Source organism: Rhodococcus sp. ACS1 (genome assembly GCF_002300155.1).
Lineage (GTDB): Bacteria > Actinomycetota > Actinomycetes > Mycobacteriales > Mycobacteriaceae > Rhodococcus_F > Rhodococcus_F koreensis.
Map to the genome: position 1 here is coordinate 568,234 of NZ_NSDZ01000001.1, position 22,907 is coordinate 591,140.

Genomic DNA, 22,907 nt, shown 5'->3' on the forward strand with positions numbered 1-22,907 from the left:
CTCAGGTGTGCGCCCGCAACAGTTCGTCGCGGGTGCCGGGCATGCCGCTGCTGCCCCGATCGGTGCTTTTGACTGCCAGAATCTGGTTGATCCCGAGCCGGTTCGCCGAGAAGGCCAAGGCCGCTCCGGCCATGTACAGCCGCCACACCCGTGCCCGCCCGGCGCTGCTGGAGGCCACCGCCTCGTCCCAGTTCGCCTCCAGGTTCGCCACCCAGGCCCGCAGGGTCAGCGCGTAGTGCTCGCGCAGCGACTCGACGTCGCGCACCTCGAAGCCGGCACCTTCGAGCGCGTCGATCATCGGTGCCATCGGTTCGATTTCACCGTCGGGGAACACATAGCGATCGATGAACGACGTCGTGGAGAAACTGTCCGCGGTCTTGCGTGGTCGCCGCGAGATCGCGTGGTTGAGCAACCGGCCCTCCGGACGTAACAGTGCGAACAGGTCCGCAGCGTAGGTCGCCAGCATCGTTTCGCCGACGTGTTCGGCCATGCCGATGCTCGAGATCGCGTCGTAGGGGCCGTCCGCGACGTCGCGGTAGTCCTGGACCCTGATCTGCACCAACTCCCCCACCCCGGCGTCGACCATCCGTTTGGCGGCGTAGTCCGCCTGCTCGTGGGACAGGGTGACACCGACGACGTGCACACCGTAATGACGTGCCGCGTGCAGCGCGAAAGTCCCCCACCCGCAGCCGACGTCGAGTACCCGCATCCCCGCGGTCAGTCCGAGCTTGCGGGCCACCAGATCGCATTTGGCGTACTGGGCCGCGTCCAGATCCCCGCCCGGCTCCGCCCAGTACGCACACGAGTAGGTCATCGACTCACCGAGCACGAGTCGATAGAAATCGTTGCCGACGTCGTAGTGGTGGCTGATCGCGGCGGCGTCCCGGGCCTTGTCGTGCCGGCGCCCGCGCGCCAATTTCATCTCCTCCGCCGGCGGCTTCGGTGGCAGCCCGACGATCCCCAGGCGCAGCGCCGCCGTCACCAGTGCCTTCTTCGTCTGCCCGTCGATCCGCACACCGGGGCCCCGGCTCGGGTCCGCCACCTCCTCCAGCGCGTCCAGTCCGGCGAGCAGGTCACCCTCGATGTCGATGTCGCCGGACACGTAGGCCCGGGCGAAACCGAGATCGTTCGGCGCCCACAGCAACCGCCGCAGACCCCGCCGATTGACGAGGTGCACCTGCCACGGCGCGTCCGGAGGCCCACTGCGACTACCGTCCCAGCACCTGATCCCCACCGGGACCTGTGTACCGAGCACCGCGCGAACCAGCGGAGCCACCGTGTCAGCGACCGTCATACCCACCTCCGTCGAAGTGTGGGTCCGGCGTGCGCACTTCATGCCGCTCGCCGTGACCCACAGGCCTGTCAACCCACAAACGTCCCACAATCCACCTCGTCGACCATATCGATGGAACGTCCGTCGCCGCAGACCATCACACCAACTACTGCTACCGATTCGGGCGTCGCGATTCTCGAATCTCGCCGCCCGCACGCCTGGGAACGACTAGGTGAATGTCGGTGTTCTCTGCTCGTCTCGCCGACGACCCTGAAGTGGTCGCCCAGGTCGCCTGGACCGCCGACACAGCGAAAGGACTCTCCGTGCCACCTGACACCTCCGCTGCAGCCGGACGGAACCCTCCGGAGGAAGCACGTGCACAGCTACTGTCCACCGCGGACCCCTTCACGCCCAGCGGCAACGTCACACACGATCCCGGTGACTGGCAGGCGCGTGCCGCGTGCCGCGGTAACGATCTGGCAGTGTTCTTCGCCCCCGATGCCGAACGCGGAAACGCCCGCGCCCGGCGCGAAGCGCAGGCCCGGCAGATTTGCCTGCCCTGCCCCGTGCTCGAACAGTGCCGCGATCACGCGCTCACGGTGGGTGAACCCTATGGCGTGTGGGGTGGTATGACGGAAACGGACCGGCGAAGGCACACCAAGCGACTCCGCGGCGGTGAGCGCCGTCCACTCGGTTCCCAGCACCCGCGCCCCGGACGGACCTCGCGATTTGAGGCAAACGCCTCATGCGACGACGGAACCGGCGGACCGATGATCAGGGCATGACAAAGCGAGTTCAGGAATCACGGAAATCACCGGTCACGACCGAATCGGCATTCGAACCACCGACCGTCGGGCGGGTCGGTATTTGCCTGTCGGATCACGCACCTGAAGCGGCGGACGGGCGGGTCGATGCGGTCGACGTGAGCAGGAGTGTCGGGGGGCGGCAGATCCTCCAGGAGCTGTCGCTATCGGTCGAACCGGGCGAGTTGGTCGCCATTGCCGGCGGCAGTGGAGCAGGAAAGAGCACGTTGCTGGAGATCCTCGCCGGACTGCAACCACCGTCGGCCGGGGAGGTTCGGCACGACGGCGTCGTTCGCGGGGCCCGGGTCGTCGCCGATTCGCGTATCGGCTACGTACCCCAGGACGACATCATCCACCTCGAGATGCCCCTGCGCCGCACGCTGCGGTACGCGGCGCGGCTCCGGCTGCCCGCGGGCACGTCGGCGGCCGAAGCGGACCGGATCGTCGACGAGACCATGCAGGACCTCGACCTGGCCGATCGGGCCGAGGTGCCGGTCCGTGCGCTGTCCGGCGGCCAACGCAAGCGGGCCAGTATCGCCGTGGAGCTACTCACCCGGCCACGCCTCTTCTTCCTCGACGAACCCACCTCCGGGCTCGATCCGTCGACCGCAGCCGACGTGATGCGCCTGCTGCACCGACTCAGCCGGCGCGGGGTCACAGTCGTCCTCACGACACATGAGCCGGCCGGCATCGACCGGTGCGACCGGGTGGTGTTCCTGGCTCGCGACGGCCACCTGGCCTTCACCGGCAGCCCGACCGAGGCTCGACGCTACTTCGGTGTGGAGGATCTGGCCGAGGTGTACGACCGGCTGGCACGCGAGCACACCCCTCAGATCTGGGCGGAGCGATTCGCGGACAGCAGTGAGAATTCGGACGCCCGGCCCGGCTCGGCACCACCGCCCCTCCCGGCCACCCGTTCGGACGTAAAACGCACGGGCATGGTGCAGCAATGGTGGCTCCTCACACGACGCAATGTCGACGTTCTCCTTCGCAACCGGCTGACCCTGGCGGTCTTGCTCGGCTCACCGGTGCTGGTCACGGCGATGATGGCGACGCTGTTCCAGCGCGGCGCGTTCGATCCGCGCAGTGCGGCCGACCTCGGCCCCGCCCAGATCGTGTTCTGGATCGCCTTCGCGGGCTTCTTCTTCGGCCTCACGTACGGACTGCTCCAGATCGTCGGGGAGATGGCCGTCTTCCGGCAGGAGCGCCTGGCCGGGCTCAGCGTGAGCGCCTACGTGGCATCCAAGGTGACAGCGCTGCTTCCGGTGCTGGCGGGAGTGAGCGGGCTGCTGCTCGGTGTTCTGCGGGCGCTCGGTCGGCTCCCCGCGGTCGGATGGCACGTGTACGCCTTCCTGTTCGTGACGATTGTGATCGAAGCGACGTCCGCGCTGGTCCTCGGTTTGCTCGCCTCGGCCGCGGTCTCGAACGCCGCGCAGGCCGCCCTCGCCCTGCCGATGCTCTGCTTCCCTCAGGTTCTGTTCGGTGGCGCCATAGTTCCCGTTGACGAGATGGCCGTCCCGGGACGCCTGATGAGCCTCGGCCTGTCCAACCGCCACGCATTCGAAGCATTGGGTCGCGACCTGGATCTCGACCGGTACAGCGCCACGGTGCCGGCCATGTCCGCCTACGGCGACACCTTCCGGGGTGGCACCGGCGGCAGTCTCCTCGCGCTCGCCTCGTTTGCCGTGGGCCTCACACTCGCCACGGTGTGGGTACTGGACCGGCGGTCCCGGCCCGGCGCATCCCGGCGATGACGGCCCGGCACGGTCGGTCCCGCCGGACGGCGGACGCGTCACTTCCCCACGACTGCATTGACCGGGAATCCCACCAGACCCCGGTCGATCGCGGCGAGACTGGCCTGCGTGCGGTTGTTGACACCGAGCTTGGCGTAGACACGTTCGACGTGGTTGCGTGCCGTCTTCTCTGCAATGAACAGTTCGGCGGCGATTTCCCGGTTGGACCGGCCCTGCGCGACGAGTCGCAGGATCTCGACTTCGCGGTCGGTCAGCCCGGCCGGCCAGGGCGTGCGCCTCGACAGCCGTTGCCCGGCCGCCGCCAGCACGGCCGCCACCGACTCGGCGTCGAGGCGTCCGGCACGCGCCTCCTCGCGCAGCCGATCCGCAGCGCCGCGAGGATCGAGCGCCGGCCGGTGTGGACGCGGTTCGAGCAGTCGCTGATATGCGTCCGCCGTGGCAAGCAGCCGGTCCTGCGCGGTCAACTCCGCGCCGGCGATCCCCCGGGGAAAGCCGGACCCGTCGATCCGTTCCCGGTGCTTCATCGCGACGGACACCACCGATTCCAAGCCATTGACGCGGCTCAGTATCCGGCCGGTCAGATCCGGATACATCCGTACCCGTTCCCATTCGGCCGTGGTGAGAGGCCTCTTCTTCTCCCAGATCTGGTTGGACACCCCCATTTTGCCGAGACTGTGCACGAGACCGGCACGGTAGAGATTCGTGACGTCCGGTGGTGACATGCCCAGGTGTCGGGCCGCCCCGGCGACCAGATTCGCGACGCCACGCGAATGCCCCAGGGTGAACGGCGATTTGAGATCGACGAAATCAGCCATGGCCCTGAGCAACTCGTCGCTCTCGTCGGCCGTCAGGGTTCGGTCACGATCCGGCGCTTGGGCCAACGCCGCGATCCACACGTCTGTTTCCAGCACCCCGTCGACGATCGCCGCCGCGTCACGTTCGAACACCTCCGCCACGGCCGGGCTGAACTGGCTGCCGCGCCGGGAACGCAGAACGTCCTTCGCGTGCGCGAGCCCACCCGTCCGCAGGTGCACCTCGACGACGTCTGCTACGTGAGCGATGTGGATCTCGACCGGGATACCCTCCCCGCGAAAACCGTTCGGCAATCCGCGGCCGTCCCAGCGTTCGAAGGCGTAGGCCAGCGCCTTTCCGACCTGCCCGTCCAAACCCATCCGATCGGAAAGAACCCCGGCGGAACTGCAATGCGAATGGATCAGCGTCGCGACCTGACCGCGCGCGGCGACCAGGAATGCTGCCGCACGGATACCGCGCTCCCAGCCCGGCAATCCGCGTCCCACATGACTCATCGTCAGCCGCAGAAACGGCAGGCCTGTCATGTCCACCGCGTAGGTGTCGGCGCGGAAGGCGATGTCGTCGCCGAAGAGCGCCGAGAGTTCGTGGGAGTCGGCGTGACAACCGATCCACCCGATCAGATTGGCGTAGTAGACGGTCTCTCGCTGCCGGGGGTCGAGCCCCATCCGCTCGGCGATCCGTGTCGCGATCAACGACGATCGAAGCATGTGTTCCATCGGTTGACCCAGACCGAGGTCGATCGCCAGCGATACCGAGGCCAGCAGTTCGGCTCTGCTCAGTCCCTTTTCCGAGCCGGGCAGCGTCCCGTGCGGGTGCATCTACCCATTGTCCACCTGAACACGGTCCACCTGAACACGGTCCACCTGGACACGGTCTAGCGCTGCCGGGAACAGTCGACGAATGGGACCGGTGTTGCCCGATTCGGGCTATGACCGGCCCGCAAACTGGGTAGGGTCCGATTCCATGGCTGACCAGGGGAAGATCCGGACCGTGGTATGGGGAACCGGGAATGTGGGGCGGGCCGCGATCCGCGCCGTCGACGCCCACCCCGGACTCGAGCTGTCCGCGGTGCTCGTGGCGAACCCGGAGAAGGTCGGACGCGACGCCGGCAACCTCGCGCGCCTCGGCCGCTCGCTCGGGGTGGCGGCAACCGACGATGCCGACGCAGTGCTCGCGAACTCTCCCGGCGCCGTCGTCTACGCCGCGTCGGGTGACATCCGCCCGGACGATGCCGCGGCCGACATCACCCGCGCGTTGAATGCCGGGGCGGTCGTCGTGACCCCGTCGATCTATGCGCTCTACGACCACCGTAATGCGCCGGCCGAATTGCGCGACCCGATCGAGGCGGCCGCGAAGTCCGGTGGCGGCGCGCTGTTCGTGTCGGGTGTCGATCCGGGATGGGGCAACGACATCCTGCCGATCCTGATGACGGGCCTGGCGGGCACGATCGACCGGATCCGGTGCCAGGAGATCTTCGACTACACCACGTACGACCAACACGATTCGGTGCGGTACCTCGTCGGCATGGGCCAGCCGATGGACTACGAACCGCCGATGGTCGCGGCGACGGTGCCGACGATGGTGTGGGGCGGCCAGATCCGGCTCATCGCCCGCGCTCTCGGGGTGGAACTCGACGAGATCCGGGAGACGCTGCTACGCCGGCCGCTCGAGGAGACGATCGCCACCGAACTCATGGGCGAGTTCGAGGCGGGAACCCAGGGGGCACTGCGTTTCGAAGTTCAGGGCATCGTGGGCGGCGAACCCCGCATCGTCATCGAGCACGTCACGCGGATCCACCCGTCGTGCGCCCCGGACTGGCCCGTGCCACCGGACGGCGGGGACGGCGCCCACAAGGTGATCATCGAGGGCCGTCCGCGGATCGAGGTCAATGTGGAGGCCACCGACGAGGGCGGCAATCGAGCGGCCGGTGGCAATGCCACCGCGGTGGGGCGCCTGGTCAACGCGATTCCGTGGCTGCGGACGGCCGCGCCGGGGCTCTACGACGCCCTGGATGTCCCGCTCGTCCCCGGTCACGGCAAGCTCGGCTGACACCAGCCAAACAGTTAGCCCTTGCGCTAACCATCGTTGCGGTAAATACTTTGCCTTGTGGCTCAGTATCCGGAGCAGCTCAACGGTATCTTCCAAGCGCTCGCCGACCCCACCCGGCGGGCCGTGCTGGGCCGCCTGAGCCGCGGCCCGGCGACGGTCAGCGAACTGGCGAAACCGTTCGACATGGCCCTGCCCTCCTTCATGAAGCACATCCACTTCCTGGAGGACAGCGGGTGGATCCGGACACGCAAGGAAGGCCGGGTACGGACGTGCGCGATCGAGAAGGCGCCGTTCACGGCGGTCGGAGTTTGGCTCGCGGAGCAACAGGAACTCTGGGAGGGCCGCACCGACAGGCTCGAACAATTCGTCACCGAACACACAGTCACCACTCACGCGAAGGACACACCGCAATGACCGACACTGCGAGACCCGATCTCGACCTCACGATTTCGCGCATCATCCGGGCGCCCCGGGCCGTCGTGTGGCGCGCCTGGACCGACCCTGCCAGCTTCGAACAATGGTGGGTTCCCGCGCCTTCCCGGTGCCGGGTCGTCGACATGGAATTACGCCCGGGCGGCGCGCTCACCACCCAGATCAGCGAAGACGGCGGCGAATTCGTGCCCCACATGAATGGCTGCTTCCTCGCCGTCGACGAACTCGAACGCATCGTGTTCACCAACTCCCTCGTCGGTGGCTGGCGACCCGCCGAACAGCCGTTCATGACCGCGATCATCACGTTGACCGACCATCCGACGGGCACCGAATACGTCGCCCACGTGATGCACAAGAACAACGCCGACCGGAATACCCACGAAGAAATGGGCTTCTACGACGGCTGGGGCACCGTCACGGAGCAACTCGCCGAACTCGCCGAGCGACAGGCGTAACCGAGGAGGGCCGGACATGCGCAAGATCGTCCTGCAGATGATGACGACCCTCAACGGCCGCCTCGACGACCCCGCAGCGTGGGTCCACGACGTCGTCGACGACCAGTACCGCGAGATCGATCGAATCTACTCGACCTACGACACGGTGCTGGTCGGGCGCACCACCTACGAGGAGATGGCCGCGTACTGGCCCCGCGCACTGGCCGAACACGAAGGGACCGAGACCAATCAGGTCATGGCCGAGCGAATGAACACCTACCGGAAACTGGTGTTCTCGCGTTCCGGCAACACTCCGCTGACCGAATGGGCCAACACCGAACAGGTCGTCGTGGCCGCGGACAGCGACCTGGTGACCTACCTCGAGAAGCTGAAGGCGGAGCCGGGCAAAGACATTCATCTGTCCGGCGGATCTTCCCTGGCACGCTCGGTCGTGGCGGCGGGTCTCGTCGACGAGTTCTATTTCTTCGTCTACCCGGTGGTCTCGCCCGGCGCGCCCTGGTTCTCGGAGATCCCCGATCAGCGGCGCCTGCGGTTGGTCGGTTCCGAGTCGTTCGGCAACGGGGTGGTCGAAGTCCACTACGTGCCCCGCGAACACGACGACGCACCGCGGCCGGAGAGCTTCACCGACCTGCTCGCGTGACGAGCGATCAGTTCACCGTCGCGAATTCCCCTGCTGCGGACCATCGTTGCCGCTCAGCGGCGAACGCGACGGCCTGTTCGGCTCGGAATCTGCCGATCGATTCGGCATTGGCCGCGAGGAACTGCTGGTGCTCGGCGAGCGAGAACGTGCCCTCCGTGATCTCGATTCCGCCGCCGCGGCCGGCGGCGACGTCGGATCGCAGGTCCACCAGCTCGTCCGGTTCCACGGGGTACCAGGAGATCCGGTCGAAGAAGCGCAGCAGCCAGGGGGTGCCGTCCTCGAACGGTCCGGACTTCTCGGGGTGCCGATGGTTCCACACCTGGGTGGTGCGGCCGACGAACTGGTAGCCGCCGGGGCCCTCCATCCCGTAGATGCAGAGGTACGCCCCACCGATGCCGACCGCGTTCTCCGGCGTCCACGTGCGGGCGGGGTTATATTTCGTGGTGACCAGCCGATGCCGCGGGTCCAGGGGTGTCGCGACGGGCGCGCCGAGGTAGACGTCGCCGAGTCCGAGCACCATGTACTCCGCCCCGAAGACGGTGTCGAAGACGTCGTCGACACTGCCGAGGCCGTTCATACGACGAATGAACTCGATGTTCCACGGGCACCACGGCGCGTCGGCGCGGACACCGTGCATGTACCGCTGGATCGCCTCACGCGTCGAGGGGTCGTCCCACGACAGCGGCATCCGCACGGACCGGCTCGGCACCACGAGTTCGTTCGCCGCGGGCAGCGCGTCCTCCGCCTCGGCGAGCAGCCCCATCAGCTTCGGGATCGGCAGCACGTCGGGGTCGACCCGCACCTGCAGCGACCGGATGCCCGGTGTCAGGTCGAGGAGCCCGGCCGGTTTCTCGACCTCGAGCCGCTGGTGCAGCGCGTGTGCGCGGGCCCGCAGTGCGAGGTCGAGGCTCATGTCGCCGTATTCGACCAGCACATTGTCGTCGCCGGACCGCCGGTACGTCACGGCGGTCTCACCGTCGCGCCGGGCGATCACGCCGTCGTCCCGGTCACCGGTGGTGGAGAAGACCGTCGAGAACGCCGCCCGCCGGGCAGGCCCCAGCGCACGCGTGGACGCGGCCCGGTCGGCCCGGATCGGCACGAAACGCACCGTGTCGCCGGGGGCCAGTTGTCCGAGCTTCCAGCGTTCCGCGGAGACGACCGTGACGGGGCACACGAACCCGCCGAGGCTCGGCCCGTCCGGGCCCAGGAGGATCGGAGTGTCTCCCGTGAAGTCCAGGGCGCCGACCGAATACGCGTTGTCGTGGATGTTGGACGGATGCAGGCCTGCCTCGCCGCCGTCCGTGCGAGCCCAGTCGGGTTTGGGCCCGATCAGCCGCACCCCGGTACGGTCCGAGTTGAAATGCACCTCGTAGTCGGTCCGGTACAGCGTGTCGATGTCGGCGCGGGTGAAGAATTCGGGTGCGCCGTGCGGGCCCTCGGTGACCGCGATCTCCCAGCGACGGCACAGGGCCGGGACGTATTCGGCGGGAACGGCGGCCGCGCGGGCGCCGGTGTGCTCACCGACCGCGAGAACATCGCCCTGCCGCAGCGTGCGGCCCTGATGACCGCCGAACTTGCCCAGTGTGAAAGTCGAGGCGCTGCCGAGGAAGTCGTCGACGTCGAGCCCGCCCTGGACGAGGAGGTAGATGCGCAGCCCTGGTCCGGCGACCGCGCCGACATCCAGGGTCCCGCCCGCCGGAACCCGTACCGGTCGCCACTGCGCGTGCAGCACGCCGTCGACGGTGACCGGGGCGGGCGCACCGGTCACGCAGACCACCGTCTCCTCGTCGAACTGCAACGCGGGGCCGGACATGGCGCATTCGATTCCGGCGGCGCCCTCGTCGTTGCCGAGCGCGGTGTTCCCGAGCCGGAACGACAGGTCGTCCATCGGACCTGACGGCGGCACCCCGACGTGCCAGTACCCGGTCCGGCCCGGGAAGTCCTGGACCGTGGTGAGCATGCCGGGCCGCTGAACCGTGATCTTGGCGCTCATGCGGGTGCTCCCGCCGGCCGGGTCACGATCATCCGCACCGGCGTCGGGTCGAACCCGTTGCAGGGGTTGTTGATCTGCGGGCAATTGGACACCAGTACCAGAACGTCGCGGTCCGCGCGGAGTGCGAGCCGGCGGCCGGGTGCGGACAGGCCGTCGACGATGCCGAGTGTGCCGTCGGCGTCGACGGGGACGTTCATGAAGAAGTTGATGTTCGACACCAGATCCCGCTTGCCGATTCCCCACCGCGACCCTTCCGCGAGAAAGTTCTCGACGCAGGCGTGCTGATGCTTGGTGTGGTGGCCGTACCGCAGGGTGTTCGACTCCTGGGAGCAGGCGCCGCCCACCGTGTCGTGGGAGCCGACCTCGTCGGCGACGAGTGTCATCAGCGCGTCGTGATCGTCGGTGCGGAGCACACTTCCCGTGGTCAGGAACAGATTTCGCCGCGCCGACACCGTCGCGGCGGCCGAGTAGCGCTGCCGGTGGTCGCCGGCCGCGTAGATCAGGGTGTCGACGGCCTGGTTGCCGTACAGATCCACGACGGTCAGGACGTCGCCGGCCGCGACGACGGCGGACCAGGGTCCGCGGGCGCCGACCTCCTCGTCCAGGATCACCGTTCCCGGTACCAGCGGCGCGGTCTCGATGGTGGTGGTCATGCCTGCTCCCGTCCCTGGCGCTGCGCTGCAGCCCAGACGTCTTCGGTGTTGAGGAAGGCGCGCCGGTACTCCGGGTCGGCGTCGACGGGCTCGGCCACGTCGGCGCCGGTCCAGGCGAGCACCTCGAGCGCGGTCGTGTCGTACGTCGGCGACGGATCCAGGGGGTGCGCCGTGTTGGCGATCAGGACGATCACCGGGAGGTGACTCACGAGTTCGACGGCGGTGTCCGCGCCGGCGGATCCGATGCTGCTCAGCGATCCGTCCGCGCCCACCCGCACCCCGTGGAAGAACGACAGCGAGGGCGGGAGGTCGCGACGCTCGAGCCCGTGCTTCGCGGCCGCCACGGTGAAGAGCTCACGGCCGGCCGGAGACCCCGAATGCAGGCTGCCGTCACCGTATTTCGCAGTGTTCGTGGCGACCGAGGTGGTGCCGCAGAGGGCGTCGTGCCGGCCGGACCCGTCCGACACCACGGTCGCGAGGACGCGCCCCTGATCGGAGAGCAGCGGATGCCCGGTCCCCGTGTACGCCTGCCACGGCACCTTCACCGTGTCGGCGACGTTGAGCCGCTCCCACGGCGCGTCCGCCCGGTACAGCAGCAGGTGGGCGCAGGCCCGGCCGTCGAGGTCCCGCAGTCGCAGTCGGGTGCCGCGGCCCAGCACTTTCGTGGTGTACCGGCCGCCGGGAACGGTCTCCGCCCACGTGAGCAGCGCCGGATCGACACCGGACGGAGGGGTGGGCCAGGACGACGCGGGGACCACCGGCATCGAGTCGGTGACCACGCCCGACTGGGCACGCGCGTGTTCCTTCGCGGCACTGGTGGTCGAGGTGTCCACTGAGGTCATGTCAGGCTCCGATCGTGACGGGGTTGGGGGTCGTGCGGCCGCGCGGGAAGCACGCGATCCCGAGCGCGACCACGGCGGCGACGGTGACCGGGGCGGCCCACCGCAGGAGGGGGTAGTCGCCGCTGGGGTCGAAGATCTCGGCGCGCGGCCAGGACAGGTTGACAACCATCAGCGCGCCGTAGCCGACGGCCAGGATGTTCACGGGCAGTCCGAACCGTCCGAGCGAGAACAGCGTCCGACCGTCCACGTCGACCTGCGGTCCCCCGTGCGGCCAGCCCTTCAGCCTGCGCAGCAGGAGCGGCACCGTGACCATCAGGTAGGCGAGGTAGATCAGGATGATGCAGACGCTCGAGAGGGTCGCGAAGATCGCGGAGTTCCCGACGTTGACGGCGAGGATGCCGATGCACACGAGGCCGATCAGCACGGACGGCGCGATGGGTGTTCCGGTGCGGGGGTTCACCGTCGACAGAATCCGCGAGGCCGGCAGCCGGCCGTCCCGGGCCATCGAGAACACCAGCCGTGATGCCGCCGTCTGGATGGCGAGCGTGCAGACGAAGACGGCGATCGCGACGTCGACGAGGAGCAGGGTTCCCCACGGGGAGCTGAGGATCGACGAGAGCACGTACGGCAGTCCCTCGGCGGCGAGACGGCCGTCCGTCAGGCTCGGCGCGGCCATCAGGGCGCCGATGATCATCAGCCCGCCGCCGAGCGCCGACACGGACAGCGCGAGGCGGATCGTGCGCGGTGCGACCCGGCGCGGGTTCCTCGTCTCCTCGGCGAGTTCGCCCGCCGAACCGAACCCGACCATCACGTATGCCGCCATCAGCCCCGACACGATCCACGCCCATCCGTAGCCGGGCGACGCGCCCGCCGTGCCGGTGTCGAACACGACGTCCGGTCCGCGCCGGGCGTGAGTGAGGAACATCCCGACCACCGCGATGACCCCGACGATCTCGCAGGTCACACCGATGTTGTTGATCCGGGACATCCAGTTGACGCCGATGCAGTTGATGAACGTGGTCAGCACGAGCAGGACGGAGCCGAGGAGCACCGCGTTGGCGGCACCGCTCGCGGACGTCAGTGTGCTGTCCTCCCCGATGATCTGGAATCCGCTCCACACGTTGGGGAGAACGACCTGCAGGGCGATGGCCGCGGCGGACGCCGTCACCATCTGCGCGAGGATCATGAACCATCCGGCGAACCAGCCGACCACCTCGCCGCCCATCCGGCGTGACCACTGGTAGATCGCCCCCGAGATGGGGTACCGGGCGGCGAGTTCGGCGAAGTTGAGCGCCACCATGAACTGGCCGGCGAACACCACCGGCCACGTCCAGAAGAAGGCAGGCCCGGCAAACCCGAATCCGAGCCCGAAGAGCTGGAAGATGGTGGTGAGGATGGAGACGAACGAGAAGCCGGCGGCGAACGACGCGAACTTGCCCAGGGAGCGGTGGAGTTGCTGCTCGTAGCCGAATTCGCCGAGGTCGCCCGTGTCGTCGACGCCGGACGGGCGGAGAGGTGCGGGAGCCGGCGCGGTCGGCACCTGCGCAGTCCTTGTGGGTGTACTCAAGGGCGTACTCCTTCGGCGAGGGCAATATCTGTCGGTCGATAGTTTTCTCGCGGAGAGGCCTCGATGGGTGACGCCCGCGTATCCAGATCGCGGTCGGCCGTAACAGCATCGTTGCCTACGTTTCGGTCGCGTGACGAAACCCTCACGGAGGGTGGTCGGGGTCGGCTCCGGACACGACCTGACATCATGGAGCGGTGACCACAGGGCCGGGACGACCCCGACTGACCAGTCAGCGCAGACCAGGGCAGACCACTCCCGAGGAGATCCTCGACGCCGCCGGAGAGTTGTTCACCACCAAGGGTTTCGCCGCCACCTCGACCCGGCGGATCGCGGAGATGGTCGGCATCCGGCAGGCGTCGCTCTACCACCACTTTCCCAACAAGGAGGAGATCCTGGCGGCGCTGCTCGAGGAAACGGTCTCCCCCGCGCTCGCCGCCGCCGAGCGGCTCACCGGCGCCGACGCCCCCGCCACGGTGCGCCTGCACGCGCTGGCCACCTACGACGTCACACAACTCACGGCCACCAGATGGAATCTCGGTGCGCTGTACCTTCTCCCGGAACTGCTGACCGATCGATTCGAGCCGTTCCGCACCCAGCGCACCCTGCTCCGCGGGCACTACCGGCTGCTGGCGGACCGGGCGCTCACGGAAATCACCGGCGATTCCGGCAGCACCTCCCCCGCCCTGGCCGACCTGCCGTTCCGAATCGTCGAGAGCGCCATCGCAACCCGCGCCGACATCGAACGCGGACTGCTGCCCGGGCCCGAGAACGAGGGCGCTGCCGGACTCCTCGCCGACGCCTGCCTCCGCACCCTCGGATGGACGGAACCGCTGGACGAAATCCGGGCGAAGTCGCGCGCACTGCTCGCCGAGACCGAGCGCGGAACACCCCTTCACCTCTAGCCGGGCATGTCGTTCCCGTGCGATAAAGTCTGGCGAACGCTTAACACTGGGGGGCAATCTTGAGCGAAGTCTTCGTCGTCACGGACGGCATCAGGAAATACGGCGCCACCGCTGCGCAGGCCGCCGAACAGATCAGCAGCGCCGCCGCACTCGATCTCGGCGCAAATCTCGCGGCCCTCGCGCCCGTGTTCGGCCCGATCGGAGCCGACTTTCTCGCGTCCTTCGCTGCCGCGCAGGCACGTCACGCCACATCGGTCGCCGAACTCGCAACGCACTACGCGCAGACCGCGATCGCGGCCGACGCCACCGCCCGGTCCTACGACTCCGTCGACGGCGCCAACGGCGCAGCGCTCGGCGCCGTCGGCGACGGACTCGGGGGCCTCGCATGACCTCCCCCGAAGCCGCCGGTCATCCCGCCGAGCCCGGATCTGTTCTCGACCTGATCCAGGGCTCGCCCGTCGGCGACGCCCTCGCCACACCACTGCCGAGCACCCCGCTCGAGGCCCTGCAGAATTCCCCGCTCGGCCCGTTGCTGGATGCGCCGCTCGGTGAGCTGCCACCGTTGCCGGCCCTGCCGTTGTTGCCGCCCCTGCCGCCGAACCCGGTCGAGGCACTGCTGCAGGGGCACGCTCTGCCCGCACTGCCGGGTGTGGACGAATTGTTCAAGCCGCTCACCGATCTCGCCGGGAGCTTCGGCACCGGCACGTTCGGCTCGTTCGACCCGACGTCCGTCCTCGACATGTCCTCGGGCCTGATCGACCAGGCCATGTCGATGAGCCTGTCGGGTCTGAAGGTCCTCGACCAGATCTGGCAGAGCCAGGCGGCGCAGGCGGCGCAGTCCCAGGGTGTGCAGGCCCAGGCGAGCGGCACCGAACTGAGCGAACGTGGCACGGAGATCGCGACCACCACCCAGACCGCCGCCGCGTCCGTGGCGCGGGGCAACGCGAACCTGATGACGATCTCGGAGTCGTTCGCGGCCACCGCGGTCGCCGCCGCGCCGATGGTGATGACTCCGCCCGGGCAGGCGATGCTTCTCGCGTCCGCGGCCGAGCACATCAAGGCGGCCATCGGAGTGGTGACGCAGACCCGCACCGAACTGAACGAGCAGACCCTCACGATGAACGGTCTCGCCGCGCCGGTCCCGGTACCGCCGCCCCCGGCACCCGGAGCCGTGGCGGGAGCGGCACCGACGTCACCGTTCGCTTTCGCGTCCACCGTCATCGAGGGCGTGGGCAAGCCGATGATCTCCACCGTTACCGACGGCGTCGGAGACCTGGTGTCGGCGAGTACCCAGGCGGCCAGTGTCTCCTCGTCCGATCTGCCCGCCGACACCGTCGCGGCGAAATCCGCCGTCACCCCGGCACACGGTGCCGTCGGCGGAGTACCCGGCGCGGTGGGCACGGCCGGCGGCGCGGGCATCGGCATGCACGGCGGCGGCGCGGGCGGAAACGCCTCGGCGGGAAGCAGTTCGGTACCCCGAGGAGCGGTTTCCGGGGCGGTCGTGCCCCCGGCGACTGCGACCCCGACTACACCGGGCACCGCTCCGGCACCCGGCGCCACTCCGGCCGCCTCGTCCCCTCTCGCACCGGGCGGGGCAATGGGCGGCGCCGGCATGGCGGGCGCGGGGCGCGGCGGCGACGAACAGCTGAGCGGCCGGTCCACACCGAGCTACCTCGTCAACGCCGGCGAGAACAACGCGTTCGTCGGCGACCTGCCGATGGTCGCGCCCGCCGTGATCGGCGGCGAGGATCTCGACGACGCCGCGTTCGGCGATCGGGGCTGATCGCTCAGTCGAGCAGTGCCGCCACCTCGTGATCGGTGAGCGTGGTGGTGGGCACGCGGCCCTCCGAACGCACCAGCTCCACGGCCCGGAACAACGCGCGTTCGGGGAGGGCCGCGCCGCGCGCTTCCGCACGGAGTTGCTCGATGAGGACCGACGCGATCGCCGCAGCCGGTACCAGCTCACTGGTCGTCAGGGCGTCCGCCAGCCTGCGGAGCCCGAGGATCTCGAGTTCCCGGCCGCCGTCCGTCGTGTAGAGGGCGAGCGGAATCGCGAGGCTCCCGTCGGGATCCGTGATCCGGACACTCACCTCGCTGACCCGAGCCGAACGGACCACCAGTTCCGCGGCCACCGCGCGGGTGACGTCGACGTGCCGGCTGCGCAGTCCCCCCGTCGACCGGATCCGCCCGGCCTGCAGCGTGATGCGACGCCGCAACGTGAGGAGCGCGGACGCGGCGGTCGGGACTGCGATCACGGCCCCGACCGTCACGCCGACCCACACCGGGCCGAAGAACCCGGCGACGACGCCGACCACGACACCGATCAGCACGGCGATCGCCGCGACCTTCTTGAGCCGCGGCGCGATCAACGCGATCGGGACGAGGTCGAGCGACACCGGCGCGGTGTCGTCAGGCGCCAAGGATGGCTCCGACGCGCGCGAAAACATCCGCCGACGACACCGATTCCTGATCGCCGGTGGCGAGATTCTTGATTCCCACCGTGTCCTCGGCGATGTCGCGGTCGCCGAGCACCAGCGCCAGCGCGGCGCCGGACCGGTCTGCAGCCTTCATCGCGCTCTTCACGCCGCGGTTGCCGTACGCGAGATCGACTCGAATTCCCTGGGCGCGCAACTGCTGCGCGATCACCACCAGCTTCGCCTTCGCCTCCTCGCCCAGCGGGACGCCGAAGACCTCGCAGCGGGCCGTCGAGCCCGCGGTCTTGCCCTCGGCGGCGAGCGCCAGGACGGTGCGGTCGACGCCGAGCCCGAAACCGATTCCGGACAACGGCTGACCACCCAGCTGGGCCATCAGACCGTCGTAACGTCCGCCGCCGCCGATTCCCGACTGCGCGCCGAGACCGTCGTGGACGAACTCGAACGTCGTCTTCGTGTAGTAGTCGAGGCCGCGGACCATCCGCGGGTTGACCACGTACGGCACCCCCAGCGCGTCGAGGTGCGCGAGCACCTCGTCGAAGTGCGCCTTCGCCGTGTCCGAGAGGTGATCGAGCATGAGCGGGGCGTCCGCCGTCATCTCGCGCACCTCCTTGCGCTTGTCGTCGAGCACCCGCAGCGGGTTGATCTCCGCCCGCCGACGGGTCTCCTCGTCGAGGGGAAGCGCGAACAGGAACTCCTGCAACCGTTCCCGGTACTGCGGACGGCACGTGTCGTCGCCGAGGGACGTGACCTCCAACCGGAAACCCTCGAGACCGAGGCCGCGGAAACCCGCGTCGGCGACGGCGATGACCTCGGCGTCAAGTGCCGGGTCGTCGACGCCGATGGCCTCGACCCCGACCTGCTGCAACTGGCGGTACCGGCCGGCCTGCGGTCGCTCGTAACGGAAGAACGGGCCGGCGTAGCTCAGCTTGACCGGCAACTGGCCGCGGTCCAGGCCGTGCTCGATCACGGCCCGCATGACACCCGCGGTGCCCTCGGGCCGCAGTGTCACCGAACGGTCACCGCGGTCGGCGAACGTGTACATCTCCTTGCTGACGACGTCGGTGGACTCGCCGACACCGCGGGCGAACAGCCCGGTGTCCTCGAAGATGGGAAGTTCGATGTGGCCGTATCCGGCCAGACGCGCAGCGCGCGTGAGTCCGTCACGGACCGCGACGAACTCGGACGACTGCGGCGGGACGTAATCGGGGACGCCCTTGGGGGCGGAGAAGGTGCTGGCTTTGCTCACTGTCGTTACTTTTCCTTATTTCGATCCCGGGAGTCCAACGAGAAACGGGTTCGACCCACGTTCGGCGCCGACGGTGCTCGAACCGCCGTGCCCTGGGAGGACCGCCGTGTCGTCGGCCAGGACCAGAAGCTTGTCGGCGATGGACTGCAGCAACTGTTCGTGGTTGCCGCCGGGCAGGTCGCTCCGGCCGATCGATCCCTGGAACAGTGTGTCACCGGTGAGGGCGATCTCGACGGGGCCGTTCTCGGTGACGACCCGGGTGCGGAACACCACGGACCCCTGCGTGTGCCCGGGGGTGTGGTCGACGGCGAACGACATCCCGGCCTGCTCGATCACGTCGCCGTCGGCCAGTTCGATCACCTCACCGGGCTCGACGAACGTCATGCCCTCGATGAACGGCTTCATCGTCGGGCCGATGCCGCGGCCGGGGTCCGACAGCATGTAGCGGTCCTCGGGGTGGATGTACGCGGGGATCCCGAACTTCTCGCAGACGTCGTAGGCGTTCCAGACGTGGTCGAGGTGTCCGTGGGTCAGCAGCACCGCCGTCGCGGTCAGATTCGACTGGTCCAGGAACTCGAACAACGGTTCGGCGGCATCCTGCCCTGGGTCGACGACGACGCACTCCGGGGCATCGTCCTGCGCGAGGATGTAGCAGTTGGTCTGAAACATCCCGGCCGGGAATCCTGTGACGAGCACGCGCGACGCTCCTGTTCGAGTGGTCATTGCAGTCGCTACAGCCTAAGCCGCCGCCCCGCCAGGATGTTCTCAGGTTCGGATGGCAGACTCTGGAGGTCGTGTGCCGGGGGCAGTTCGCACCGGCCAACGGCCCTATCGACCGACTTCCAGCCAGACCGACACGGGAGGACCACCGCAGTGCCGAGCAACGAGCAGCGCCGGGAAGCAGCGAAACGAAAGCTCGAGCGTCAGCTCGAACGCCGCGCCGACAGAGCACGCAAGCGTAAGCAGCTGACCATCGCCGGTTCGGTGCTCGGTGTCGTGCTCGTGGTGGCCGCCGGCGCCGTCGTCTTCTCCCTCACCCGCGGCGACGACGAGGCGACGGAGGCATCGGCGGCGGAGTCGGTGTCGGCGTCACCGCAGTCGCCCGGTGTGATGCCCGCAGGCCGGTCCGAACCGCTGCCCGAGAAGGTGTCCTGCACGTACACCCCCGACAGTCAGCCGCCGGCGAAGCAGGTTAACCCGCCGCGCACCGACGAGATCGACACCACGCTCCGGGAAGTCAGCGTCAGCATGCAGACGACGCAGGGAAACATCGGTCTGGTCCTGGACAACGCCGACTCCCCGTGCACGGTCAACAACTTCCTGAGCCTGGCGAGCCAGAACTACTTCGACAACACCCCTTGCCACCGGCTCGTCACGTCCGAGGGACTGAAGGTCCTGCAGTGCGGTGATCCCACCGGCGCGGGCACCGGCGGTCCGGGCTACGGGTTCGCCAACGAATTCCCCACCGACCAGTACGAGGCGTCGGATCCGGCGCTGCAGGTTCCGGTGACCTACCCGCGCGGCACGATCGCGATGGCCAACAGCGGTCAGCCCGACAGCAACGGCAGCCAGTTCTTCCTCGTCTACGCGGATTCGCAGCTCCCCCCGCAGTACACCGCGTTCGGGAAGGTCGACGAGACCGGTCTCGCGACCATCGAGAAGGTGGCGGCGGCCGGTGACGACGGATCGATGCAGGCCGGCGGCGGCAAGCCGAACCTGCCCATCGACATCACGTCCGTCCGGATGGACTGACGTCACGTGTGAGGATGGACCGATGAAACGCACCTCGATTCTCGTCGCAGGCGTGAGCCTCGCGGTCCTCCTCGCCGGCTGTTCGGATTCGTCCGACTCCGGCGGCTCGTCGACCAGCACCTCGTCGAAGGCGGCCGCCACGAGCGCGGCGGAGCAGTCGCTCGACCTGTCCAAGTTCGGCACGCTCCCCGCGGTCCCGGCTCCCGCCGGGGCCACCGTGGACTGCACGTACCCGGCGGGGCGGCCCGCCGTCAAGGACGTCACCCCGCCGCCCACGTCCGGTGTGTCCACCGTGGGCACGGTTCCCGTCGATCTCCAGACCAGCGCCGGACCGATCGGCCTGGTCCTGGACCGCGCCGAGGCCCCGTGCACGGTGAACAGCTTCACGAGCCTGGCCCAGCAGGGGTACTTCGACGACACCCCCTGCCACCGGCTGACGACCGAAGTGGGTCTGCAGGTGCTGCAGTGCGGCGACCCGAGCGGGGCGGGCACCGGCGGCCCGGGCTACGGATTCGACACGGAGTACCCCGAGACCGCGTTCGCGCCGAACGATCCGGCACTCGCGAATCCGGTGGTCTACCCCCGCGGCACCGTCGCGATGGCCAACAGCGGGCAGCCCGGCAGCAACGGCAGCCAGTTCTTCCTCGTCTACGCCGACTCGGTGCTCCCGCCCAACTACACCGTCTTCGGTTCGATCTCCGAGGAGGGCCTCGCGACCGTCGAGAAGATCGCGGCCGACGGCGACGACGGATCCATGTCCGCAGGCGGCGGCAAGCCCAACACCCCGGTACAGATCGAGACCGCGAAGGTCGGCTGACCCCGCACCCGACCGCACGAACGGGACGGTCGTTCGATCTGCTCGAACGACCGTCCCGTTCGTCGCCGGGAACAAGCGCTAGGCGGCGGACGTCACCCGGTACACGTCGTACACGCCCTCGACGTTGCGGACCACGTTCAGCACGTGCCCGAGGTGCTTCGGGTCGCCCATCTCGAACGTGAACTTACTGATCGCCACCCGGTCGCCGGACGTCGTCACCGACGCCGACAGGATGTTGACCTTCTCGTCCGCGAGCGCCTTCGTCACGTCCGACAGCAACCGGTGCCGATCGAGCGCCTCGATCTGAATGGCCACCAGGAACACCGACGACGGGGACGGCGCCCACTTGACCTCGATGATCCGCTCCGACTGCTCCTGCAGGGAGCCGGCGTTGGTGCAGTCGGTCCGGTGGACGCTGACCGCGCCGCCCCGGGTCACGAAGCCCATGATCTCGTCGCCGGGAACGGGTGTGCAGCACTTGGCGAGTTTGGCGACCGTGCCCTCCGCGCCGGGAACCAGCACACCCGCGTCGCCGGTGCTCCGCGGACGCATCGGCATGGTCGACGGGGTGGACCGCTCGGCCAGCTCCTCCTCGACGTCGCCGACCCCGCCCAGATGGGCCACCAGACGCTGGACGACGTGCTGCGCCGACACGTGACTCTCGCCGACCGCCGTATACAGCATCGACACGTCGGTGTAGTGCAGTTCGTGTGCGATGGACGCCATCGACTCGGCGTTCATCAGGCGCTGCAGCGGCAGGCCGACCCGCCGCACCTCCTTCGCGATAGCGTCCTTGCCCGCCTCGAGCGCCTCTTCGCGGCGTTCCTTGGCGAACCACTGCCGGATCTTCGTCTTGGCGCGCGGCGACACGGCGAACGTCTGCCAGTCGCGGCTCGGACCGGCGTTGACGGCCTTGGAGGTGAAGACCTCCACCACCTCGCCGTTCTCGAGCTTGCGTTCGAGCGCCACCAGCCTGCCGTTGACCCGGGCGCCGATACAGCGGTGCCCGACCTCCGTGTGCACCGCATACGCGAAGTCGACGGGCGTCGACCCGGCGGGCAGGGTCACCACGTCGCCCTTGGGGGTGAAGACGAAGATCTCCTTGACCGCGAGGTCGTAGCGCAGCGACTCCAGGAACTCACCCGGGTCGGCGGCCTCACGCTGCCAGTCGAGGAGCTGACGCATCCACGCCATGTCGTCGACCTCGGCGACGTCACCGGAGTGCCTGCCCTTGGTCTCCTTGTACCGCCAGTGCGCAGCGATGCCGAACTCCGCGGTCCGGTGCATGTCGTGGGTGCGGATCTGCACCTCGAGGGGTTTGCCCTCGGGTCCGACGACGGTGGTGTGCAGCGACTGGTAGACGCCGTAGCGCGGCTGCGCGATGTAGTCCTTGAACCGGCCGGCCATCGGCTGCCACAGCGAGTGGACGACACCGACGGCCGCGTAACAGTCGCGGACCTCATCGCACAGGATCCGCACCCCGACCAGGTCGTGGATGTCGTCGAAGTCGCGGCCTTTGACGATCATCTTCTGGTAGATCGACCAGTAGTGCTTGGGCCTGCCCTCGACGACCGCGTTGATCCGCGACGCGGTCAGGGTCGCGTTGATCTCCGCGCGCACCTTCGCCAAGTAGGTGTCGCGGGACGGCGCCCGGTCGGCGACGAGCCGCACGATCTCGTCGTACTTCTTGGGATGGAGGATCGCGAAGGACAGGTCCTCGAGTTCCCATTTCACGGTGGCCATGCCGAGCCGGTGGGCCAGCGGCGCGATCACCTCGAGCGTTTCGCGGGCCTTGCGGGCCTGCTTCTCGGGTGGCAGGAACCGCATGGTCCGCATGTTGTGGAGCCGGTCGGCCACCTTGATCACCAGCACGCGCGGATCGCGGGCCATCGCGATGATCATCTTGCGGATGGTCTCGCCCTCGGCGGCGTTGCCGAGCACCACCTTGTCGAGTTTGGTGACGCCGTCGACGAGGTGCGCGACTTCTTCGCCGAACTCGTCGGTCAGCTGGTCGAGGGAGTAGCCGGTGTCTTCGACGGTGTCGTGGAGCAGGGCCGCGACCAGGGTGGTCGTGTCCATCCCCAGTTCGGCGAGGATGCTGGCGACGGCGAGCGGATGCGTGATGTACGGGTCGCCCGACTTGCGGCGCTGGCTGGCGTGCCGTTCCTCGGCCACGTCGTAGGCGCGCTGCAGGAGCGCCAGGTCCGCCTTGGGGTAGAGCTCGCGATGCAGACTGACGAGGGGTTCGAGAACCGGCCGGATGGTCGTGTTCCGCTGACCTGTGATGCGCCTGGCGAGTCGCGCTCGTACCCGGCGCGATGCGGACGCCGGAACGGCGAATCCCTGTGCTCCACGGTTGTTACCGGAAGCCGGGTTCGCTGCAGGTGACTCGGCATCGGATTGCGCAGACGCGGGTGTTCCCGTGTTCTGCGACCGATCAAGATTCGAAGTCATGCCGTCACCTCCTACCACTGAAATGGC

Annotated in this window: 21 protein-coding genes; 11 read left to right on the top strand and 10 right to left on the bottom strand. The window is 68.7% G+C overall.

Features of this window, described 5'->3' with window-relative positions; genetic code table 11:
- Position 1: 1 nt before the first annotated feature.
- Complete coding sequence (locus CJ179_RS02650) at positions 2-1,294, bottom strand: cyclopropane-fatty-acyl-phospholipid synthase family protein (RefSeq protein WP_095860639.1); 1,293 nt, start codon at positions 1,292-1,294, stop codon at positions 2-4.
- A gap of 365 nt (positions 1,295-1,659) precedes the next feature.
- On the opposite strand from CJ179_RS02650, the gene CJ179_RS02655 reads away from it, so the two are divergent.
- Positions 1,660-2,058: a WhiB family transcriptional regulator gene (locus CJ179_RS02655; RefSeq protein WP_095861042.1), complete on the top strand. Its 399-nt coding sequence runs from the start codon at positions 1,660-1,662 to the stop codon at positions 2,056-2,058.
- Positions 2,055-3,830, top strand: coding sequence for an ATP-binding cassette domain-containing protein (locus CJ179_RS02660; RefSeq protein WP_257015258.1), 1,776 nt, complete (start codon positions 2,055-2,057; stop codon positions 3,828-3,830). The genes CJ179_RS02655 and CJ179_RS02660 overlap by 4 nt, the downstream gene beginning before the upstream one ends.
- Positions 3,831-3,868: 38 nt before the next feature.
- Here CJ179_RS02660 and CJ179_RS02665 read toward each other — a convergent pair whose 3' ends face one another.
- The gene (locus tag CJ179_RS02665) at positions 3,869-5,461 is read right to left on the bottom strand and encodes an HD domain-containing phosphohydrolase (RefSeq protein WP_095860641.1); all 1,593 of its coding nucleotides are present in this window, start codon (positions 5,459-5,461) and stop codon (positions 3,869-3,871) included.
- 145 nt (positions 5,462-5,606) lie between these two features.
- Between CJ179_RS02665 and CJ179_RS02670 the strand changes: the two genes are divergently transcribed.
- Genes CJ179_RS02670 through CJ179_RS02685 form a run of 4 tightly spaced genes read left to right on the top strand, consistent with a single transcriptional unit; the run spans position 5,607 to position 8,219 of the window.
- Entirely contained in the window at positions 5,607-6,692 is a 1,086-nt protein-coding gene (locus CJ179_RS02670; protein ID WP_095860642.1) for a dihydrodipicolinate reductase, read from the top strand.
- Between the two features lie 57 nt (positions 6,693-6,749).
- Complete coding sequence (locus CJ179_RS02675; RefSeq protein ID WP_095860643.1) at positions 6,750-7,106, top strand: helix-turn-helix transcriptional regulator; 357 nt, start codon at positions 6,750-6,752, stop codon at positions 7,104-7,106.
- Positions 7,103-7,579 (top strand): SRPBCC family protein, encoded by a 477-nt coding sequence (locus CJ179_RS02680; protein ID WP_095860644.1) that lies wholly within the window; start codon positions 7,103-7,105, stop codon positions 7,577-7,579. The genes CJ179_RS02675 and CJ179_RS02680 overlap by 4 nt, the downstream gene beginning before the upstream one ends.
- Before the next feature lie 16 nt (positions 7,580-7,595).
- Positions 7,596-8,219, top strand: a complete 624-nt coding sequence (locus CJ179_RS02685; protein WP_095860645.1) for a dihydrofolate reductase family protein — start codon at positions 7,596-7,598, stop codon at positions 8,217-8,219.
- 7 nt (positions 8,220-8,226) lie between these two features.
- Here CJ179_RS02685 and CJ179_RS02690 read toward each other — a convergent pair whose 3' ends face one another.
- From CJ179_RS02690 to CJ179_RS02705, 4 genes are read right to left on the bottom strand one after another with little or no spacing between them, the layout of a single operon-like run.
- Positions 8,227-10,212: a 5-oxoprolinase/urea amidolyase family protein gene (locus CJ179_RS02690; RefSeq protein WP_095860646.1), complete on the bottom strand. Its 1,986-nt coding sequence runs from the start codon at positions 10,210-10,212 to the stop codon at positions 8,227-8,229.
- A complete protein-coding gene (locus CJ179_RS02695; protein ID WP_095860647.1) occupies positions 10,209-10,865 on the bottom strand; it encodes an urea amidolyase associated protein UAAP2 in 657 nt (218 codons plus the stop codon). The genes CJ179_RS02690 and CJ179_RS02695 overlap by 4 nt, the downstream gene beginning before the upstream one ends.
- A complete protein-coding gene (locus tag CJ179_RS02700) occupies positions 10,862-11,707 on the bottom strand; it encodes an urea amidolyase associated protein UAAP1 (protein ID WP_095860648.1) in 846 nt (281 codons plus the stop codon). Before CJ179_RS02700 ends, CJ179_RS02695 begins: the two co-directional genes overlap by 4 nt.
- Before the next feature lies 1 nt (position 11,708).
- Entirely contained in the window at positions 11,709-13,247 is a 1,539-nt protein-coding gene (locus tag CJ179_RS02705; protein ID WP_095860649.1) for an amino acid permease, read from the bottom strand.
- 221 nt (positions 13,248-13,468) lie between these two features.
- Between CJ179_RS02705 and CJ179_RS02710 the strand changes: the two genes are divergently transcribed.
- The 3 genes from CJ179_RS02710 to CJ179_RS02720 are packed head-to-tail and all read left to right on the top strand — an operon-like array spanning position 13,469 to position 15,959.
- On the top strand, positions 13,469-14,176 hold the full coding sequence (locus tag CJ179_RS02710) for a TetR/AcrR family transcriptional regulator (protein ID WP_095860650.1): 708 nt from the start codon (positions 13,469-13,471) through the stop codon (positions 14,174-14,176).
- A 59-nt stretch (positions 14,177-14,235) separates the two neighbouring features.
- Positions 14,236-14,565, top strand: coding sequence for a type VII secretion target (locus CJ179_RS02715; RefSeq protein WP_095860651.1), 330 nt, complete (start codon positions 14,236-14,238; stop codon positions 14,563-14,565).
- Entirely contained in the window at positions 14,562-15,959 is a 1,398-nt protein-coding gene (locus CJ179_RS02720; RefSeq protein ID WP_095860652.1) for a hypothetical protein, read from the top strand. Before CJ179_RS02715 ends, CJ179_RS02720 begins: the two co-directional genes overlap by 4 nt.
- A 4-nt stretch (positions 15,960-15,963) precedes the next feature.
- Here CJ179_RS02720 and CJ179_RS02725 read toward each other — a convergent pair whose 3' ends face one another.
- From CJ179_RS02725 to CJ179_RS02735, 3 genes are read right to left on the bottom strand one after another with little or no spacing between them, the layout of a single operon-like run.
- Positions 15,964-16,623: a hypothetical protein gene (locus tag CJ179_RS02725; RefSeq protein WP_179377515.1), complete on the bottom strand. Its 660-nt coding sequence runs from the start codon at positions 16,621-16,623 to the stop codon at positions 15,964-15,966.
- On the bottom strand, positions 16,586-17,857 hold the full coding sequence (hisS, locus tag CJ179_RS02730) for a histidine--tRNA ligase (RefSeq protein WP_095860654.1): 1,272 nt from the start codon (positions 17,855-17,857) through the stop codon (positions 16,586-16,588). Before hisS ends, CJ179_RS02725 begins: the two co-directional genes overlap by 38 nt.
- Before the next feature lie 15 nt (positions 17,858-17,872).
- On the bottom strand, positions 17,873-18,553 hold the full coding sequence (locus CJ179_RS02735; RefSeq protein WP_179377516.1) for an MBL fold metallo-hydrolase: 681 nt from the start codon (positions 18,551-18,553) through the stop codon (positions 17,873-17,875).
- 177 nt (positions 18,554-18,730) lie between these two features.
- Here CJ179_RS02735 and CJ179_RS02740 point away from each other — a divergent pair, with 177 nt between their 5' ends.
- Positions 18,731-19,609, top strand: a complete 879-nt coding sequence (locus CJ179_RS02740) for a peptidylprolyl isomerase (protein ID WP_072942228.1) — start codon at positions 18,731-18,733, stop codon at positions 19,607-19,609.
- Positions 19,610-19,631: 22 nt separating this feature from the next.
- Entirely contained in the window at positions 19,632-20,426 is a 795-nt protein-coding gene (locus tag CJ179_RS02745; RefSeq protein WP_072942230.1) for a peptidylprolyl isomerase, read from the top strand.
- Between the two features lie 78 nt (positions 20,427-20,504).
- On the opposite strand, the gene CJ179_RS02750 is transcribed toward CJ179_RS02745, so the two are convergent.
- Positions 20,505-22,880, bottom strand: coding sequence for a bifunctional (p)ppGpp synthetase/guanosine-3',5'-bis(diphosphate) 3'-pyrophosphohydrolase (locus CJ179_RS02750; protein ID WP_072942231.1), 2,376 nt, complete (start codon positions 22,878-22,880; stop codon positions 20,505-20,507).
- Positions 22,881-22,907: the final 27 nt, after the last annotated feature.